This is a genomic window from Seonamhaeicola maritimus, assembly GCF_008056315.1.
GTDB lineage: Bacteria > Bacteroidota > Bacteroidia > Flavobacteriales > Flavobacteriaceae > Seonamhaeicola > Seonamhaeicola maritimus.
In genome coordinates, this window is the sequence record NZ_VRKQ01000010.1 from 466,442 (window position 1) to 485,567 (window position 19,126).

At 33.6% G+C, this 19,126-nt stretch carries 21 protein-coding genes; 6 read left to right on the forward strand and 15 right to left on the reverse strand.

Going from position 1 to position 19,126, the window contains the following annotated elements:
- Positions 1-2: 2 nt before the first annotated feature.
- Both panD and panC read right to left on the reverse strand, forming a co-directional pair.
- Positions 3-353, reverse strand: a complete 351-nt coding sequence (gene panD, locus FUA22_RS10225; protein ID WP_147767969.1) for an aspartate 1-decarboxylase — start codon at positions 351-353, stop codon at positions 3-5.
- Between the two features lie 13 nt (positions 354-366).
- Complete coding sequence (panC, locus tag FUA22_RS10230) at positions 367-1,218, reverse strand: pantoate--beta-alanine ligase (protein ID WP_147767971.1); 852 nt, start codon at positions 1,216-1,218, stop codon at positions 367-369.
- 198 nt (positions 1,219-1,416) lie between these two features.
- Between panC and FUA22_RS10235 the strand changes: the two genes are divergently transcribed.
- From FUA22_RS10235 to FUA22_RS10260, 6 genes are all read left to right on the forward strand, one after another.
- A complete protein-coding gene (locus FUA22_RS10235; protein WP_147767973.1) occupies positions 1,417-2,226 on the forward strand; it encodes a glycogen/starch synthase in 810 nt (269 codons plus the stop codon).
- Between the two features lie 23 nt (positions 2,227-2,249).
- Positions 2,250-3,893: a DUF4270 domain-containing protein gene (locus tag FUA22_RS10240; protein ID WP_147767975.1), complete on the forward strand. Its 1,644-nt coding sequence runs from the start codon at positions 2,250-2,252 to the stop codon at positions 3,891-3,893.
- A gap of 17 nt (positions 3,894-3,910) precedes the next feature.
- Positions 3,911-5,758: a glutamine--fructose-6-phosphate transaminase (isomerizing) gene (glmS, locus tag FUA22_RS10245; RefSeq protein WP_147767977.1), complete on the forward strand. Its 1,848-nt coding sequence runs from the start codon at positions 3,911-3,913 to the stop codon at positions 5,756-5,758.
- A 315-nt stretch (positions 5,759-6,073) separates the two neighbouring features.
- Positions 6,074-8,899 (forward strand): TonB-dependent receptor, encoded by a 2,826-nt coding sequence (locus tag FUA22_RS10250; RefSeq protein ID WP_147767979.1) that lies wholly within the window; start codon positions 6,074-6,076, stop codon positions 8,897-8,899.
- Positions 8,900-9,065: 166 nt separating this feature from the next.
- Entirely contained in the window at positions 9,066-10,574 is a 1,509-nt protein-coding gene (gene atpD, locus FUA22_RS10255) for a F0F1 ATP synthase subunit beta (protein WP_147767982.1), read from the forward strand.
- A gap of 44 nt (positions 10,575-10,618) precedes the next feature.
- Positions 10,619-10,897, forward strand: coding sequence for a F0F1 ATP synthase subunit epsilon (locus FUA22_RS10260; RefSeq protein ID WP_147767984.1), 279 nt, complete (start codon positions 10,619-10,621; stop codon positions 10,895-10,897).
- A 120-nt stretch (positions 10,898-11,017) separates the two neighbouring features.
- On the opposite strand, the gene FUA22_RS10265 is transcribed toward FUA22_RS10260, so the two are convergent.
- From FUA22_RS10265 to FUA22_RS10325, 13 genes are all read right to left on the reverse strand, one after another.
- Complete coding sequence (locus FUA22_RS10265) at positions 11,018-11,470, reverse strand: TM2 domain-containing protein (RefSeq protein ID WP_147767986.1); 453 nt, start codon at positions 11,468-11,470, stop codon at positions 11,018-11,020.
- A 90-nt stretch (positions 11,471-11,560) separates the two neighbouring features.
- Positions 11,561-12,325: a sulfite exporter TauE/SafE family protein gene (locus FUA22_RS10270; protein WP_147767988.1), complete on the reverse strand. Its 765-nt coding sequence runs from the start codon at positions 12,323-12,325 to the stop codon at positions 11,561-11,563.
- 6 nt (positions 12,326-12,331) lie between these two features.
- Positions 12,332-12,718, reverse strand: a complete 387-nt coding sequence (locus tag FUA22_RS10275; RefSeq protein WP_147767992.1) for a VOC family protein — start codon at positions 12,716-12,718, stop codon at positions 12,332-12,334.
- The gene (locus FUA22_RS10280) at positions 12,715-13,179 is read right to left on the reverse strand and encodes a DUF1801 domain-containing protein (RefSeq protein WP_147767994.1); all 465 of its coding nucleotides are present in this window, start codon (positions 13,177-13,179) and stop codon (positions 12,715-12,717) included. Before FUA22_RS10280 ends, FUA22_RS10275 begins: the two co-directional genes overlap by 4 nt.
- Before the next feature lie 7 nt (positions 13,180-13,186).
- Entirely contained in the window at positions 13,187-13,645 is a 459-nt protein-coding gene (locus FUA22_RS10285) for a DUF4199 domain-containing protein (RefSeq protein WP_147767996.1), read from the reverse strand.
- 107 nt (positions 13,646-13,752) lie between these two features.
- Entirely contained in the window at positions 13,753-14,163 is a 411-nt protein-coding gene (locus FUA22_RS10290) for a response regulator transcription factor (protein ID WP_147767998.1), read from the reverse strand.
- A 9-nt stretch (positions 14,164-14,172) separates the two neighbouring features.
- Positions 14,173-15,108 (reverse strand): 2-hydroxyacid dehydrogenase, encoded by a 936-nt coding sequence (locus FUA22_RS10295; RefSeq protein WP_147767999.1) that lies wholly within the window; start codon positions 15,106-15,108, stop codon positions 14,173-14,175.
- Between the two features lie 6 nt (positions 15,109-15,114).
- Entirely contained in the window at positions 15,115-15,480 is a 366-nt protein-coding gene (locus tag FUA22_RS10300; protein WP_147768001.1) for a cupin domain-containing protein, read from the reverse strand.
- 103 nt (positions 15,481-15,583) lie between these two features.
- Entirely contained in the window at positions 15,584-16,957 is a 1,374-nt protein-coding gene (gene mgtE / locus FUA22_RS10305; RefSeq protein ID WP_170309893.1) for a magnesium transporter, read from the reverse strand.
- Between the two features lie 47 nt (positions 16,958-17,004).
- Complete coding sequence (rsmA, locus tag FUA22_RS10310; RefSeq protein ID WP_147768002.1) at positions 17,005-17,799, reverse strand: 16S rRNA (adenine(1518)-N(6)/adenine(1519)-N(6))-dimethyltransferase RsmA; 795 nt, start codon at positions 17,797-17,799, stop codon at positions 17,005-17,007.
- A gap of 16 nt (positions 17,800-17,815) precedes the next feature.
- Positions 17,816-18,247, reverse strand: a complete 432-nt coding sequence (locus FUA22_RS10315) for a GNAT family N-acetyltransferase (protein ID WP_147768004.1) — start codon at positions 18,245-18,247, stop codon at positions 17,816-17,818.
- 35 nt (positions 18,248-18,282) lie between these two features.
- A complete protein-coding gene (locus FUA22_RS10320; RefSeq protein WP_147768006.1) occupies positions 18,283-18,612 on the reverse strand; it encodes a DUF4286 family protein in 330 nt (109 codons plus the stop codon).
- A 2-nt stretch (positions 18,613-18,614) separates the two neighbouring features.
- Positions 18,615-19,124, reverse strand: coding sequence for a GNAT family N-acetyltransferase (locus FUA22_RS10325; RefSeq protein WP_147768008.1), 510 nt, complete (start codon positions 19,122-19,124; stop codon positions 18,615-18,617).
- Positions 19,125-19,126: the final 2 nt, after the last annotated feature.

A 19,126-nucleotide genomic window follows, 5' to 3' on the forward strand; every position in this document is an offset into this window, starting at 1 on the left:
ATCTATTTTAATAAGTTAGTTGCTTCATCTGGAAACACCAATGATGGTTTAAAAACTTTAGCTTCTTCAATTTCCATGAAGGCATAAGTGATTAAAATTAAAGTATCACCAACAGAAACTCTTCTTGCAGCAGCACCATTAAGGGTTATTTCACCACTTTTACGCGGTCCTGGAATACAATATGTTTCTAAACGCTCACCATTATCATTATTAACAATCTGAACTTTTTCTCCTTGTATAATGTTGGCAGCATCCATTAAGTCTTCATCAATGGTAATACTTCCTATATAGTTAAGGTCTGCACCCGTGCATTTAACCCTATGAATCTTAGATTTTACTACTTGAATTTGCATGCGGCAAAGATAATTAATTTAAGGCGATATTATCAATTAGTCTAATATCATCTGCATATACAGCTATAAATGCTCTATACTGTTTTTTACTTGATTTTCGCTTAACTGGTTTTAAGGTTTTAGTATCTGCAATAATAAAATACTCCAGCTTCAATAAATCATGTTTAGAAAATTGATTACCAACCCATTCCGATACTTTATTAGCACTTTTTGTGCCAAATTGTTTTTTGGCAGCAGTTAAAGTTTTATAAATAAAAGGGGCTGCTTCCATAAACTCTGGTTTTAACCTAGTATTTCTAGAACTCATTGCTAAACCAGTTGTTTCCCTATGAATTGGGCATCCAACAACCGTAACAGGTATATCATGTTTTTCAACCAGTTTTTTAATTATTTGTAACTGCTGAAAATCCTTTTCGCCAAAATAGGCATGATGAGGTTTTACAATTTCAAAAAGACGTTTTACAATAGTTCCAACACCGTCAAAATGTCCGTCACGAAATCTGCCTTCCATTTCAAACTCCAGTCCGTCAAAATCAAATGTCTCAGAAACAGTTTTCCCTTCATAAACATCTTCAACAGTAGGAGCATAAACCAGTATTCTGTCTTTAGAAAGAGTTTCTAGCAGTGCTACATCTTTTACTAAAGTTCTTGGATATTTTTTTAAGTCGTCACTATTATCAAACTGGGTAGGATTCACAAATATACTAACCACCACTTTATCATTGTTCTCTAAAGCTCTTTTAACCAAAGCTAAGTGTCCTTCATGTAAAGCTCCCATAGTTGGTACTAACCCAATAAATAACTTTTTGGTTTTAAAAACCTTAATAGCTTTTCTAATTTGCTGTTTTTCTGAGTATACCTCCACTTTTTAATAAAAAATTAACGCCTGCAAACTTAAGATTTTACAGTCAATCTGCATAAATTTTTGTACTTTTGCGTGTTTTTTAATTTGAAATTATAATTGTAAGACTCCTATAAATCAAACTTTGCAAAGATATACTTCGAGTAAAAATCGTTAATCGCTAGTTAAAATGGCTGTAAAAAAGCCAATAAAAACAAACATATGAAAGATAAGAGGATATTGTATGTATCATCTGAAGTAGTACCTTATTTACCAGAAACCGAAATTTCTTCAATGTCGTTCGAAGCCCCTAGAATGGTTAATCAACAAGGTGGACAAATAAGGATTTTTATGCCACGATATGGGAATATTAATGAACGTAGACATCAATTACACGAGGTTATAAGACTTTCTGGAATAAACTTAGTGATTAATGATTTAGACATGCCTTTAATTATTAAGGTAGCCTCAATTCCTAAAGAACGTATTCAAGTTTATTTTATTGATAACGACGAATACTTTAAAAGAAAAGCTACATTAACAGATGAAGACGGAGAATTATTTTCTGATAATGATGAACGTGCTATTTTCTTTGCAAAAGGCGTCATAGAAACAGTTAAAAAGTTAAACTGGGCTCCAGATGTTATTCATGTACATGGATGGTTGGCTTCTTTACTACCAGTTTATTTGAAAGAATATTACAAAGACGAACCTTTATTTAGCGAGAGTAAAATTGTTACTTCGGTATACAACCAAAGTTTTAACAATACTTTAAATAAAGACATGGTGAATAAGATTAAATTTGACAACATAAATGAAGATGCTGTTAAAGTGCTTGAAGAACCATCATATAATAATTTAATGAAAATTGCTATAGATTATTCCGATGCATTAATAAAAGGTTCTGAAAATATCCCAGAAGACTTGGAATCTTATTTAAAAGCATCTGATAAACCTATTTTAGAATACACAAATAAAGATGAATTTGGAGAAGCTTATACTACGTTTGTTAACGAAACCGTTTTAAGCTAAACCATACGTTCATTTTAGTCTATATGAAAAAGATTATTAAAGCCCTTAAAATACCAGCTATTGCTATATTGTTGGTAACATCAATTATTGCTTGTGATAAAGAATTCTACGTTATAGAAAGTGATGTTTTAGGAAAAGACAATGCCAATTTTAATACAAAATTTGAATTTCTTCCTATTATTTCATATAACAAAAAGCTGGACTCTATTCAAATAAACAATTTACCATCTAACTTATTGGGTTATTTTGATGACCCTGAGTATGGTCCTACTACTGCAAGTGTTATAACTCAAATTGTGCCAACTTCTTTTAATCCTGATTTTGGAAAAAACCCTGTAATAGATTCTGTAATATTAAATATTCCTTATTATAGTAAAGCTGTTAGTATTGATGAAGCAACAGGGAACACGCAGTATTCTATAAGCGACTCTTTGTATGGAAATAAAGACGCAAACATCAGATTGTCCGTTTATGAAAATGGATATTTTCTTCGAGATATTAACCCGGATAATTTAGGGGAACCTCAAAATTATTTTTCGCATGCCAGTCATGGTACTACAGATAATTTTGCCAGAACAGATAATAGCTTGATTAATTTTGATGATTTTGCAGGGAATCAAATAAAAGATACTGTTTTCAGCCCGAGTAGTAATGCTATTGAAACTTGGGTAATTAGTGAAACAGACACCACTAAAACATTAAGTGTGCCAGCATTTAGGGCAAAACTTGACAAACCGTTTTGGAAAACCACTATTTTGGACAAAGAAGGTGGAGCTGAGTTGAGCAACTCTAATAACTTTAAAAATTATTTTAGAGGTCTTTATTTTAAAGCTGAAGCTATAAATAATGATGGTAATATGGTACTGTTAAATTTTGGGTCAGCTGACGCAAAAATTACCATTCACTACACCAAAGAAGATGAAGACGATGCAACTATCAAAACTCAAGCTACTTACACTTTTAACTTTCTTGGAAATAGGCTAAATACCTTTATTAATAATTATAACATAGCCTTAACCAATGGAAATAAAACCGATGGTGATGATAAGTTATATTTAAAAGGTGGTGAAGGTTCTATGGCTGTGGTTGAATTATTCCCAACACCAGAAGCCTTAAATGATTTTATTGATGATTTTAGAATTTCTATTGGCGATAATGAATATTTAAAAGAAGAGACAACAGGAGATTTTATTTTAAGCAAGTTAATTAATGAAGCGCATTTGGTAATTTATGAAGATGAAGGAATAAATGCTGGCGGAGACTCTGATTTTCATAAATATGACAGAATTTATGCCTACGATGTTAAGAACAACACTCCTACTATTGATTATATAATTGATCCTACAGATAATGCTGCTAACCCATTAAACTCCAAAGTGCTTCATCTAACTCAAAGAGACACTATTGAAAAGAGTTACAAAGTACGATTAACAGGACTTTTAAATAATATTCTTCAAAGAGATTCTACTAACACCAAAATAGGTTTAGTACTATCTACCAATGTTAATGCAACAACTAATGTTGAAATATTAAATAGTGAAGATTATGTGACCGGAGTTCCAGCAGCTACGGTTATTTCTCCTAGAGGAACTGTTTTACACGGAACCAATAGTTCAAACTCTGACAAGAGAATGAAATTAAAATTGTTTTTTACTGAACCTAAATAAATTATATATTTAATCTTATGTGTGGAATCGTTGGATATATTGGCCACCGAGAGGCTTACCCCATAATTGTTGAAGGACTTAAACGGTTAGAATATAGAGGTTATGATAGTGCTGGAATTGCCCTATTTGATGGGAAAGATCTTAAAGTTTCCAAAACCAAAGGTAAAGTTGTTGATTTAGAAGAACTTTCAGAAAAGGAAATCTCAAAACATGGAAAGTTAGGTATTGGACATACCCGATGGGCAACTCATGGTGTTCCTAATGATATTAATTCCCATCCGCATATTTCCAATTCTGGAGATTTAGTTATCATTCATAATGGAATTATTGAAAACTATGCATCATTAAAAAAAGCGCTAACTTTAAGAGAATATACTTTTAAATCTGACACCGATACTGAAGTTTTAGTAAATTTAATAGAAGATGTAAAAAAACAAGAAAAAGTAAAACTTGGCAAGGCAGTTCAGATAGCTTTAAACCAAGTTATTGGCGCCTATGCCATTACAGTTTTTGACAAAAACAAACCCGAGGAAGTTGTAGTTGCACGGTTAGGAAGTCCTTTAGCTGTTGGTATTGGTGAAGACGAATTTTTTATAGCTAGTGATGCCTCGCCTTTTATAGAATACACTAAAGACGCCATTTATTTAGAAGATGAAGAAATGGCTATTATTAGACGTCATAAAGGAATCAAAGTAAGGAAAATTAAGGATGACTCCATAGTAGCTCCCTACATTCAAAAACTTCAATTAAACCTTGAAGAAATTGAAAAAGGTGGCTTTGATCATTTTATGCTAAAAGAAATTCATGAGCAGCCTAAAGCTATTAGTGACACCTATAGAGGGAGACTTTCTAGGGATAAGGCCATTATAAAAATGGCTGGAGTTGAAGACAATATGAAAAAATTTCTCAATGCTAATAGAATTATTATTGTTGCTTGTGGTACATCATGGCATGCAGGCTTAGTGGCTGAATACATTTTTGAGGACTTGGCTAGAATTCCAGTTGAAGTTGAATACGCATCCGAATTCAGATATAGAAACCCAGTTATAAGAGAAGATGATGTTTTAATAGCCATTTCTCAATCGGGTGAAACCGCTGACACTTTAGCCGCAATAAAATTAGCAAAATCTAAGGGCGCCTTTGTATTTGGTGTTTGCAATGTAGTTGGTTCATCAATAGCTAGAGAAACTGATGCAGGAGCTTATACCCATGCTGGTCCAGAAATAGGAGTAGCGTCTACAAAAGCATTTACAACGCAAATAACTGTTTTAACATTAATGGCCTTAAGATTAGCTAGAGCTAAGGGCACCATTAATAGTTCTGATTTTCATCGTCACTTATTAGAATTAGAAATGATTCCTAAAAAAGTCGAAGAAGCTTTAAAGTCTGATGCTCACATTAGAATTATAGCGGACATTTACAAAGATGCCCCTAACTGTTTATATCTAGGAAGGGGTTATAATTTTCCTGTAGCACTAGAAGGAGCCTTAAAACTAAAAGAGATTTCATACATACATGCAGAAGGATATCCAGCTGCTGAAATGAAGCATGGCCCCATAGCATTAATAGATGAAAATATGCCTATTGTGGTAATTGCCACCAAAAAAGGACATTACGAAAAAGTGGTTAGCAATATTCAAGAAATAAAATCTAGAAAAGGAAAAATTATTGGAATAGTGACCGAAGGTGACACCCAAGTTAGAGAGTTGGCAGACCATATAATTGAAGTTCCTGAAACTCTAGAATCTCTATCGCCATTATTAAACACAATACCTTTACAACTATTATCTTATCATATCGCCGTGATGCTAGGAAAAAATGTTGATCAACCAAGAAATTTGGCAAAATCTGTTACCGTAGAATAGTTTTTCATAAATTATATTATTTCTTTAGCACTATATAAAAAAATCAGTTTAAAAGGTTACTCAACTTACCATTCTAATTATATCCGAATTTATCTCTTAAACACTATTCCGGATATTAAATTAATTTATATTCAGACCTTAGCTAAAATTGAGAATTTTTGAATTATAAGCCGTAAAATCTTTGGCTTTTAACATTGATTTTTATAAATTATACATTTAAAGTTCACTTTTTTTTAATCATTTTTATTATGCATGCATAATTTTTATGATATTATTTTTATATTGTTCTAATAATTAAAATCTAATTCACTCTAAATGAAAACAATTATCCCTTTATTAGTGTTGTTTTTTTGTAGTTTATCTTATTCTCAAACAACTATTTCTGGTTCTGTAAAAGATGATAATGGGCAACCAATTCCTGGTGCAAATATTATCATAATTGGTACTACCACAGGAACCGTGACAGATTTTGATGGTAATTTTACCCTCAATTATTCTCAAAACCCTCCATTTACTATTCGGGCTAGTAGTGTTGGATTTGAAACAACTAGCGAGGAAGTAACCTCAAATAATCAGAAAATCGATTTTGTTTTAGTTGAAGGAAACGCTTTAGATGAGGTCATAATTTCTGCGTCTAGAACACCCGAAAGGATTTTTGAATCACCAGTAACAGTAGAACGTTTTGGTTTAAAAGAAATTAGAAACACAGCTTCAGCTGATTTTTATGATGGGCTTGAAAACTTAAAAGGTGTTGATGTAAACACCAACAGTTTAACTTTTAAATCTGTAAATACTAGGGGATTTGCGACCTTTGCAAACAATCGTTTTATGCAATTGGTGGATGGCATGGACAACTCAACACCAGCACTTAACTTTCCTATTGGTAATTTAGTTGGAATGATAGAAACGGACGTTCAAAGTGTGGAAATATTACCAGGTGCCGCATCGGCTCTTTATGGGGCTAACGCTTTCAATGGAATATTATTTATGCGTAGCAAAAGTCCTTTTGATCATCATGGTATAAGTGCGTATTATAAACAAGGCATTACATCACAAGAATCTGCTGGAGATAATGACTATAAAGATTTTGGAATTAGAGCTGCTCATAAATTTAGTGATAAGTTTGCAGCAAAAGTTAACTTTGGTTATCTACAGGGTACCGACTGGATGGCAACCAGTGAAGAAGACAAACTTAATAGAGGTTTTGACAGAACTAATCCTGATTATGATGGTATTAATATTCATGGCGACGACGAGAGCCTTAATATGACTCTCGTTGCAGGTGGGCTTGTTCAAGCTGGAATACTCCCACAAGCTTTAGCAGATTTGGTACCTTCTCAAAGTGTAAGTAGGACGGGATATGCTGAACGTGATTTAACAGATTATAATGCCGAAAGTGTAAAAGCAGATTGGGGTTTGTATTTTAGACCATGGGCGGATGATTTTGAGATCCAGTATGTTGGAAAAGTAGGAGTTGGTACTACTATTTATCAAGGAGCCAACAGATATAACATAAAAGGATTTTTTCAACAACAACATAAATTAGAGTTTAAAAACAATAATTTCTATTTAAGAGGTTATGTTGTCACGGATAAAGCAGGAGACTCTTACGACATGAGCTTTACAGGTAGAAATATTAATAGAGCTTGGAAAGATGATTTAACTTGGCATGGCGAATATGTTAGTACTTTTGCCCAAGCATTTGCCGGACTCATACCTAATGTTCCTGCTGGAAATGCGGATGCCGCACACGTTCTTGCTAGACAAATAGCAGAAATGGGGCGGTTTGAGCCTGGAACTCCAGAATTTGAAGCCGCATTTAACAAAAGCATCAATGACCCAAATTTAGCCACAGGATCAAAATTTCAAGACGCTTCTAAGTATTACCATGCCGATGCTAATTACAATTTTAGTCATTTATGGGATGTTGCCGAAGTGCAAGTGGGAGGTTCCTATAGAAAATATAGCTTAAACTCATCAGGAACCATTTATACCGATACTGATGGCTCAATAGATTATTCTGAATTTGGTTTATATACTCAAATTCAAAAGAATATGGAACTTAATGAAGCTTTAAAATTAAAACTTACGGGGTCAATTCGTTATGATAAATCTGAGTTTTTTGATGGTTTCCTTTCTCCAAGATTTTCTGCTGGTTTAACTGTTAACGAAAACCATAATATAAGGGCTTCTGTACAAACAGGGTTTAGAAATCCTACTACACAAGATTTATTTATTGGATTAAATTCCGGTAGGGCTGTATTAATAGGGGCTGCTCCAGATAATTTAGATAGATATTCCAGAGATTACCCAGTTAGTTTAGCAGCGCAAGTAGGGTTAGGGCAACCATCTAGCATTACCCAAACAGGACGAGCTGCCTACGAAAACTCATATACAGCAGCTTCATTCTTACAAGTGTTAGCAACAGGCAACCCAACACTTTTAGAAGTTGCAAATCCAGATGTTGTTAAACCCGAACAAATAACCTCTTTTGAAATAGGATATCGTGGTAAACTCAGCAATTTTACTGTGGATTTTAGTGCTTATTACAACTCTTATAAAGACTTCTTAACGCAACCTGTAGTAGTATCTCCATTATATGGAAATGTAACAGACAGTACACCGGTACCCGGTATTGGGTTACCTCTTTCGGCAGTATCTATTGCCAATGGGGACTTCCAATTATATAGCACTTACACCAATTCCCCTGCCAATGTCAATTCTTATGGAGCATCTTTAGGTCTATCGACTAAAGTTTTTGGAGACTTTGATTTAAGCGGAAGCTATACCTATGCTAAGCTAGACTTCGATCAAGAGTCTAATCCAGGCTTAACAACAAACTTTAATACACCAGAACATAGAGCTAAAGTATCTTTTGGCAACACTAATTTGTTTAAAAACTTTGGGTTCAATGTAGCGTGGCGATGGAGTGATAATTACTTTTGGGAATCATCTTTTGGCAACGGAGCTGTACCAGCGTACAATGTTATTGACGCACAAATTAATTTAAAAGTTCCTAGCTTAAAATCATCGTTTAAAGCTGGAGCCACAAACTTATTAGGGGACGATTATACACAGGCCTTTGGAACAGGTTTTATAGGCTCTATGTATTATGTCTCTTGGGTAATTAACAACCTATAAAACAGAAAAATAACCATATCAAAAACACCTTCAATTTGAAGGTGTTTTTTTATTACAAAAAAGCTAAAAAAACCACTTTATTTTTAAATTAAAAAATATATCTTTGCAGCCGAAAACAAAACATGTTTTCAGACAATTAAATCGCATAATATTAAACATATAAGTAATGTCTAAAGTTACAGGTAAAGTTGCTCAAATAGTAGGACCGGTTATCGATGTTGAATTCGCAGCTGGAACAGAACTTCCAAAAATTTATGATTCGTTAGAAATTAATAGACCTGATGGCTCTACATTAGTATTAGAGGTACAGTCTCACATTGGTGAAGATACAGTACGTACTATCGCCATGGATTCATCTGATGGTTTAAGTAGAGGTACTGAAGTAAGCGCAACTGGAGCGCCAATTCAAATGCCAATTGGAGAAGATGTTTACGGACGCTTATTTAATGTAATTGGTGATGCCATTGATGGTTTAGGAGATTTACCTAAAGCTAATGATGACGGTTTACCAATTCACAGGCAAGCTCCTAAATTTGAGGATTTATCAACGTCTACTGAAGTTTTATTTACTGGTATTAAAGTAATCGATTTAATTGAGCCTTATGCAAAAGGTGGTAAAATTGGATTATTTGGTGGTGCTGGTGTAGGTAAAACAGTATTAATTCAGGAGTTAATTAATAACATTGCAAAAGGTCACGGTGGTTTATCTGTATTTGCTGGTGTAGGTGAAAGAACTCGTGAAGGAAATGACCTTTTAAGAGAGATGTTAGAATCTGGAATTATTCGTTATGGTGATGACTTCATGCACTCTATGGAAGAAGGCGGATGGGATTTATCTAAGGTAGATAAATCTAAAATGAAAGAATCTAAAGCAACTTTCGTGTTCGGACAAATGAATGAGCCTCCTGGAGCACGTGCTCGTGTAGCATTATCTGGTTTAACTATTGCTGAATATTTCCGTGATGGTGCGGGAGACGGACAAGGAAAAGACGTTCTTTTCTTCGTAGATAATATCTTCCGTTTTACACAAGCTGGTTCTGAGGTATCTGCATTATTAGGACGTATGCCATCTGCGGTAGGTTACCAACCAACATTGGCAACTGAAATGGGTGCTATGCAAGAGCGTATTACTTCAACTAAAAAAGGATCTATTACATCTGTACAAGCGGTTTACGTACCTGCGGATGATTTAACTGACCCTGCTCCTGCCACAACCTTTGCTCACTTAGATGCAACAACAGTATTGTCTCGTAAAATTGCTGAGTTAGGTATTTACCCTGCGGTAGATCCATTAGATTCTACTTCAAGAATTTTAACTGCTGATATTTTAGGTGACGATCATTATAACTGTGCTCAAAGAGTAAAAGAGTTATTACAACGTTACAAAGAGTTACAAGATATTATTGCTATCCTTGGTATGGAAGAATTATCTGAAGAAGATAAAATGGCCGTAGGTAGAGCAAGACGTGTACAACGTTTCTTATCTCAACCTTTCCACGTAGCGGAACAGTTTACAGGTATCCCAGGTGTGTTAGTTGATATTAAAGAAACCATTAAAGGGTTTAATATGATTATGGATGGTGAATTAGATCACTTACCAGAAGCAGCATTCAACCTTAAAGGTACTATTGAAGAAGCTATTGAAGCTGGAGACAAAATGTTAGCTGAAGCTTAATTCAATTGACAATTGTCAATTATTAATTATCAATTGGAAAAACTATGTATTTAGAAATTGTATCACCTGAAGCAACCTTATTTAGTGGAGAAGTAACTAGTGTTGCTGTTCCGGGAGTAAACGGAGATTTTGAGATGTTAAATAATCACGCTCCTATTGTCTCGATACTTAAAGAAGGATTCGTTAAAATTTCAGGTAATATAGAATTAGACGAAGAAGTAGAAGATAAATTCACAAAAGGCGATAAAGGCGCTACTTTATTAAAAATAAACTCTGGCACTATAGAGATGAAAGATAATAAAGTGATTGTTTTAGCAGATTAATTTATCTTAACATAAATATTAAAAAGGCGAACCAGTTGGTTCGCCTTTTTAATATTTATAATAGTTTCAATCAAGTAAATGAAAAGTTTTTACTTAAAAAAAACTAAGTTATGAAGTGTATTAAAACCAAGCCTTTTTTCCGGCTTGATATGTATTATAAAATTCTTCGTCAGACTTAGTTAAATAAATGATACCTTCAATTAAACCAACTATTCCCATTGCACTTGCTCCAATTCCGCAAGTAAAAGCCCCAATAACTAAAGTTACCACTAGCATTATAATTCCTTCCTTATTATATCCAAGAATGAATTTATGCACACCTAAAGCTCCTAAAATAATAGCTAAAACCCCAGCAAGCACTTTCTTATTATCTCCTGTGGCTTTATCAAATGCCTCTTTGGCATCATCAGCAAACTCAGAGGCTGCTTCTTTAGCTTCTTCTGCAAATTCCTTAGCTTTTTCTTTGGCTTCACCCGCCATTTCTCCTGCTTTATCCGCAGCTTTTTTAGCTCCTTCTTTAGCGTCTCCTAACATATCATTTAGGTCGTCACTTAAATTTTTTTCATCAGACATTATGTATTGATTTACGGTTAGACTATAAATTTAAAAATTAAAATTCACTTTATATTATATGTGTGGTTAATTTTGATTTCGTTACAGTAATTATCTAAACAACATTATTAAACCACCTATTCCAGTAACTATTATAATAAATCGACGGTAATTAGAATTAGAAATTAATTTCACTATTCTAGCCCCAACAAAAAACCCAATAGCTACCACTGGAAATAAGGTTAAATTTAGAACCAAAGACTCCTTTGTAACTGTTTTCCAAACAAAAAAGTGAAAAGGCAATTTGAACACATTAATAATGAAAAATAGCCACGCTGCAGTGCCTATAAATTCATTCTTTGGCAATCGCATTGCTAAAAAATAAACGTTAGAAATAGGTCCTGCCAAGTTTCCAATCATAGTCGTAAATCCAGCTAGAAACCCTGTAGAATATGAAAAAACCTTGTTATTAGGAACACTAGTAGTTTTTCGCTTTTCAAAAATCCACATTATTAAAATAGACCCTATGATAATCACAGCCATAACCCTTTTAAACACCACTTCTGAAACGGCATCTCCTACACAAACACCAACTAGAACCCCAATAATCATCCATGGCATTAACATTTTTATAAACTTCCATTGTGTATGACGGTTGTAGTAGCTAACTGCTAATATATCTGCTGATATTAACATAGGTAATAAAATACCTGTAGAGGCTTTTTCGCCAAAAACAAAGGCCAGAATTAATACAATAAGAATACCAATTCCTTTAATTCCAGATTTAGAAACCCCCAAAACAAAAGCGGCAAACCCTATGGCTAGCCACTTGAATATTGTTAGGTTATACGTTTGAAGTATTTCTGCTATTCCCAAATTAATTTATTTAAACGCTGCATCAATAGGTTCCCAAAGTTCAATTTTGTTCCCATCGTTATCTAAAATCCACCCAAATTTACCATAGTCATATTCTTCAATATCTCCTACAATAGTAACACCCTCTTCCTTTAAAACCCCTATTAATTCGTGTAAATTTTCAACTCTGTAATTAAACATAAAATCCTTTTTTGAAGGCTCATAATACTTTGTGTCTTCAGAAAACGGACTCCATTGCGTTGAACAATCTTTACCATCTTTATCTTTCCACCAAAAGGTGCAACCGTAATCATCGGTATTAAAACCTAAGTGTTTTTTATACCAATCTTTAGTTTCTTTTGGATCTTTTGTTTTAAAAAACATTCCACCGATGCCTGTTACACGCTTTTTCATTTTTTTCCGTTTTTAATGGCATCTTCATAAATCTGTATCCATTCATCTGTACCAACTTTTGCTGTTAATTCACCAATAAGTTCATAAGGTATATCATCCATTCGTTTTAACCGAATACAACTTTTACCCATATCTAATTTATACTTACAACGTTTTGCGTATTCTGAAGTAAACCAATCATAAACCTCTTTTTTGGCATAAATAACCATACTGTAAACACCAATAAAATTTTTTTGAGAAGCCAAACTCATAAATGGCAATGGGAGTTCTGGAGTACAATGATAGCCATCTGGATATACCGAATGCGGAATAGCATAACCCAACATCCCGTACCCCATAGATTCTTCGATACCCTTGGGTAGATTATCCAAAATTTGTTGTCTTAACTTAAGAATTGGCTCCTTTCTATCTTCTGGTAATTCGTCTAAATATTGTTGTGGTGTTGTAGCTTTTGACTGCATAATAACTCTATTTACGTTGAAGTACTAAACTTGAAATTAAAGATATAATAAATCCAATAACCGTGACTAGGGTTAGCATAAATAATCCTGCAGTAAAGCTTGTCATTTCCATAATTTCGTCCTCTTTACCAGCATCTCGCATCATTTGGTAATAATTCTCAAACCAATCTGGATTAATAAACTTGGTATATACAAAGTCGGCTAAAGCTATACCAATTGCCACTAATACTGAAATTAAAATTCCGATTGAAAGTGCTTTTCCAAATGAAACAGCTCCATTATTTACCTTGTCTCGGTAATGCTTGATTCCGAAGAAAACAAAAGACAATGATATAAATATGGATATGTAACCAATTATCTCATTGGTTGAATAGCTTAAATCTTTCCCTAATGTAAGATGAAGAATAAAAATAACCAATCCGGTTAATAAACCGTATAATCCGTACTTTTTAATTGTTGCCTGCATAATGTTTTGGTTTTTAAGATTAACAATTCAAAAGTAGGTGGAAACAGTAATTTAGAGGTCATACTTAAGTACCAATACACTAGTACTTAAGTATAAAAGTATGAATTTTAAATTATCTGATATTCTTTTGCAATCTGTAGTGCTTGAGTTCGTCTTTTTGCATTTAGTTTAACTAATAAGCTAGACACATGCGTTTTTATAGTGCTTTCTGAAAGAAATAACTTATCGGCAATTTCTTTATTAGATAAGCCTTCAGAGATAGCATGAAGCACTTCATATTCTCGTTCTGAAATTTCTAATTCTGAAATTTTTTTATGATTTATTTCGGTTGAAGCTAGCTTATTTTTATTCAGACTTTTTTTATTGATATAGATACCAACAATCAAGAAAACAACAGCAACTATCCCAATGACTATCTCTGTTTTTAAATTACCCGAAATAACAGCATATTTACTAACCTGAAATAATAAAAGAATGGCAAATATTAAGAGTGAAAAAACAAGAATGGTTTTCTTCATTTCATAAATTTAACAAAATTTAGCTTTAATTTTATCTACTATAGTTTGTGCTAATTTTACTTTACTCTCTATAGTCCAGCCTGCCACATGAGGAGAAAGGATAACATTTTCTGCTTGTATTAAATATTTAAAAGCCTCAGGCATATTAGAAGAAAACAAACTTTCAAAGGATGCCTTTTCATATTCCAATACATCTAATCCAGCGCCTAGAATTCTTTCGGATTTTAATGCTGCAACCAAATCTGAGGTCACAACACTTTTACCTCTTGCAGTATTAATTAACCAAAAAGGTTTTTTAAATGCATTGATAAAATCTGTATCAATCATGCTTAACGTTAACGGTGTTTGCGGTGTATGTAAACTCACTACATCTATCTTTTCTTGGAATTCTGATAAGCTAACTTGTGTAGCATTTTCGTCTCCTACACCTTCTTTAATATCGTAACACAATACCTCAACTTCAAAGCCTCTAAGTTTTTTTGCAAAGGCCTTACCCATATTTCCGTAACCAATCAATCCAACCGTTTTTCCATCTAATTCAATACCACGGTTTTCTTCACGCAACCATTTGCCTCTTCTAACCTCATCATCAGCTTTGTTTAGATTATTGAAAAGAGACAACAACATTCCCAGAGCATGTTCGCCAACAGCATTCCTATTACCTTCTGGTGCAGAAATTAAATAAATGCCCTTTGATTTGGCGTAATCACAATCAATATTTTCCAATCCCGCACCAACACGACCAATAAATTTTAGATTTTTTGCAGCATCTAAAAACTGTTTATCTATTGAGAACCTGCTTCGGATTACCAAACCATCGTATTCTGAAATTTTGGATTCTACGACTTCCTTTGAAGATGAATAATCCTCATGATTGGTAAAACCTAAATCTTTAAGCTGGTTTATTAATATTTGGTGATTGGTGTCTAGGTGAAGGACTTTCATTTGTGATTAAATTCTTGGGTAATGTGTTTGCGTTTTTTCATGTTGTACATTCCCTGTATGTGCTATACTTCTTTTCTCAAACAATAAAACATGTACCTCCTCATTGTTTTTGGTACATGGGTTGTGCTCAACCCCTTTAGGAACCACAATAATCTCTCCTTCATTCACCACCTCGGTTCTATCTCTAAACTGCATGTACAGCGTTCCCTTTACTACTTGAAAAAGTTCGTCCTCATCATCATGACTGTGCCATACAAACTCACCCTGTAACTTGGCTAAAAGCACTTGCATATCATCAATTACAGCAATTTGATGTGGATGCCATTTTTCGGAAAAAATCGATAATTTGTCTTTAATACTAATTGCATTCATAACGTAAAATTACGAAGTTTTGCGTTAGGGATTGAAGCATTTGTTGGAGCTCCTTGAAAAGAGCGACTGCTGAAAGCCCGACCTGAAAGGGAACGCCCAAATTTTAAATACCCAAAATCATTTTAGCTATCCAGAAATAGAGTAAAATACCTAAAATATCATTGCTTGTGGTAATGAAAGGACCCGTGGCAATAGCAGGGTCTATACCGCGCTTATCTAAAAATAATGGCACAAACGTACCTATTAAACCTGCGATAATAATCACAGCTACTAAAGAAACTGATATAGCAAAAGCAGTATTTATTTCTCCCTTAGCAGCCCAAACAAAGAAAAACAAAAATATAGCTAGTATGAGTCCATTAAGTGCTGCCAATAGCATTTCTTTAATTAAACGACTATTAACACTTCCTTTAACTTCATCATTTGCCAAACCTTGTACAATAATAGCACTAGATTGTACACCTACATTACCAGCCATTGCCGCAATTAGTGGTGTAAAAAAGAAAAGTATTAAAGCTTCTCCTTTAAAGGCTTCTTCAAAACCTTCCATGATTAAAAAGGCTCCTATTCCTCCAATTAAACCAAGGAATAGCCATGGCAAACGCGCTTTAGTGAGTTCAATAATACTATCATCTGAATCTACATCTCCAGTAATACCTGCTGCTAATTGATAATCTTTTTCTGCTTCTTCTTTTAAAACGTCTACAATATCATCAATGGTAATTCTACCTAAAAGTGTTTTGTTTTCGTCTACAACAGGAATGGCTTCTAAATCATATTTTGCCATAACTTTAGCTACTTCTTCGGCGTCTTCATCAACTGTTACCGAATCTACATTAGAAATATAGATATCTGCTATTTTCTGGTCGTTTTTAGCAACAATTAAATCTTTTAAAGACAAGCGTCCTATAAGCTTTTCGTCTTTTGTCACTACGTAAATAGAATGCACTCTTGTAACCTCTTCGGCTTGCCCTCTAATTCTGCGTAAACACCCTGCAACAGTCCAAGTTTCATAAACTTTCACAAGTTCTTTGGCCATTAATCCCCCAGCTGTATCTTCATCATAAGCAAGAAGTTCTTTAATTTCTTCTTTATGCTCTTCATCTTCAATTTTCTCAATAACTTCCTGCTGACGTTCCTCAGGAAGTTCAGCAATCATATCTGCTGCATCATCAGTATCTAATTCCTCAACTTCTTCTGCAATTTCTTTAGCCGATAGATTTTTTAATACCTTTTCTCTGTTGTCCTCATCGAGCTCCATCAAGACATCCGAAGTCGTTTCAGAATCAAGAAGTTTTATGACATAGATTGCCTCTTCTAGATTAAGTTCATCTAGAATTTCAGCTATATCGGCATAATGATACTCTTTTAAAAGCGCTTGAAGTTCTTTGTCTTTTTGCTCTTCAACTAATAACTCAACGCGCTCTACAAGTTCTTCCGTAAGCTCAAAATGTATGTTTTGGTTTTCTTCAGACATGAGATTTCTTATCGCTCTGCTCTGTCTAAATGACAAAAGCTATAAATTTAGGCGTCTTTTTCAATTAAAGAAGTGAGTTCTATAAACTCTTGAACATTCAATTGTTCCGGACGCTTGCCAAATATACTATTTGCTTTTAAATTATCTGATAAATTGAATGTTTTTAAACTATTACGAAGTGTTTTTCGGCGTTGTTGAAACCCCTGCTTTACTACTTTGAAGAATAAATTTTCATCACAGGGCAAAGTATAATCTTGCTTTCTAGTTAATCTTAAAACACCAGAATCTACTTTTGGAAGCGGATTAAATACGGAAGGTGGTACCGTAAACAAGTATTCAGCATCATAAAATGCTTGGGCTAAAACCGAAAGTATTCCATATACTTTACTGCCTTCTTTTGAGCAAATACGTTGTGCTACCTCTTTTTGAAACATCCCTGTAAACTCAGGAATTTGATGACGCATTTCTAAAGTTTTAAATACAATTTGAGTTGATATGTTATATGGGAAATTACCGGTTATAGCAAAGGATTCTTCATTAAAAACTTTGGTTAAATCGAATTTTAAAAAATCTTGTTCTATAATTCTAGGTGCTAAATTGAGGTAATTAGCTTGAAGATATTCAACTGATTCCGTATCAATTTCAATGACGTAAGTTTCCACATCCTTTTCTAAAAGATACTTGGTAAGAACTCCCATGCCGGGACCAATTTCTAAAACTTTATCATAACCTTTTAAGGTAAGCGTATCACCAATTTTTTTGGCAATATTTTCATCTTTTAAGAAATGCTGCCCTAAATGTTTTTTAGCTTTTACTTGATGTTGATTTGAATTGCTAGCCACGAGTTATTGATTCAATTTATTTGTTATTAAAGTATCTATATACATTGGTAACCCGTTTTTTAAAACCTAATTTTTGATATAAATTGTTAGCAGCAATTCTTTCAGGGCTTGATGTTAAATCTATTTTATTTATACCTCTGTTGATGGCATAATCTATGGCAAATTGAGTTAAACTTTTGCCAACTCCTTTACCTCTTGCAGAATTATCTACAACCACATCTTCTATCCAAGCCTTTTCTCCTGTAGGTATTTTATTGAATACTAAAGTTAAGGTGCCTATAATGTCGTTTCCTTCTTCAGCAATAAAAAGTTTTGTATTGTTAGAATTCACGATAGTTTCTAAATCTTTTCTTGAAGGCAATGCGCTTGAAGGTGAGAGCAACGGAATTAAATTTCGGAAAGCATCCAATACTTCGTCATTTACGCTTACCAATTCTCTTATTTTCATACGCTCTATATTATGATTAAAGTAGAATTCTCCCCTTAATTAGGATTAACATTTACAAAATACTCATCTACTAATTCTAACTCTGTTCTAAAAGCCAGCATTTTATCAGCAAATCTTTTAAGAGCATCAGCTCTCAAGTTTTCGGCATCCTCTCTATAATAAGCATCAAGGGCTTCTCTAGAGTATGCTCTGTATTGAATAGAATAGGTAATACCGCCCATATCTTCTTCAACCAACACCCTTGTTAATGTAGCTTTATCAAATTTTCCCGTTCCTAAGACTTGCGGAATATGATCTCTAATCCATGTTAACCATTCCTCATGAATAGACTCATCAATATTTGCTGTTACGTTGTATATTATCATGCTTATAAAGTTTTTGCAAATAACATGAGTTCTTCGTCATCTTCAAAAGGTTTTATCCTTTTTTCATAAGTAAAACCCAATTTCTCTAATAATTTAATTGAATTAAAATTATAAGGTACTGTCATTGCTTGAAGTATATCTAGTTTAAAATTTTCTTTGGCTAATTTTATGATTTCCACTGATGATTCATAACCAAACCCTTTACCTTCATACTCAGGAAGAAATGCAAAACCAATATCTACATGTTCTAATTCATCTCGTTTAACTAAACCACAAGAACCAATTGGTTTGAGTTTTTCTTCTTTTAGTAACATTTTATAAAAACCGAATCCCTTTGTCTTATAACTTTTGAAATGTGTATTCTGAATATAGGTTTCGGCTTCTTTTACAGTTTTTATATTTCTATCTCCAATATACTTCAACCAATTAGGAGTACTAACCAAAGTTTTTAAAAATGGTGCATCTGCCAAAGTGAATTTTTCAAATATAAGACGGTTTGTTTCTGCAATCATAT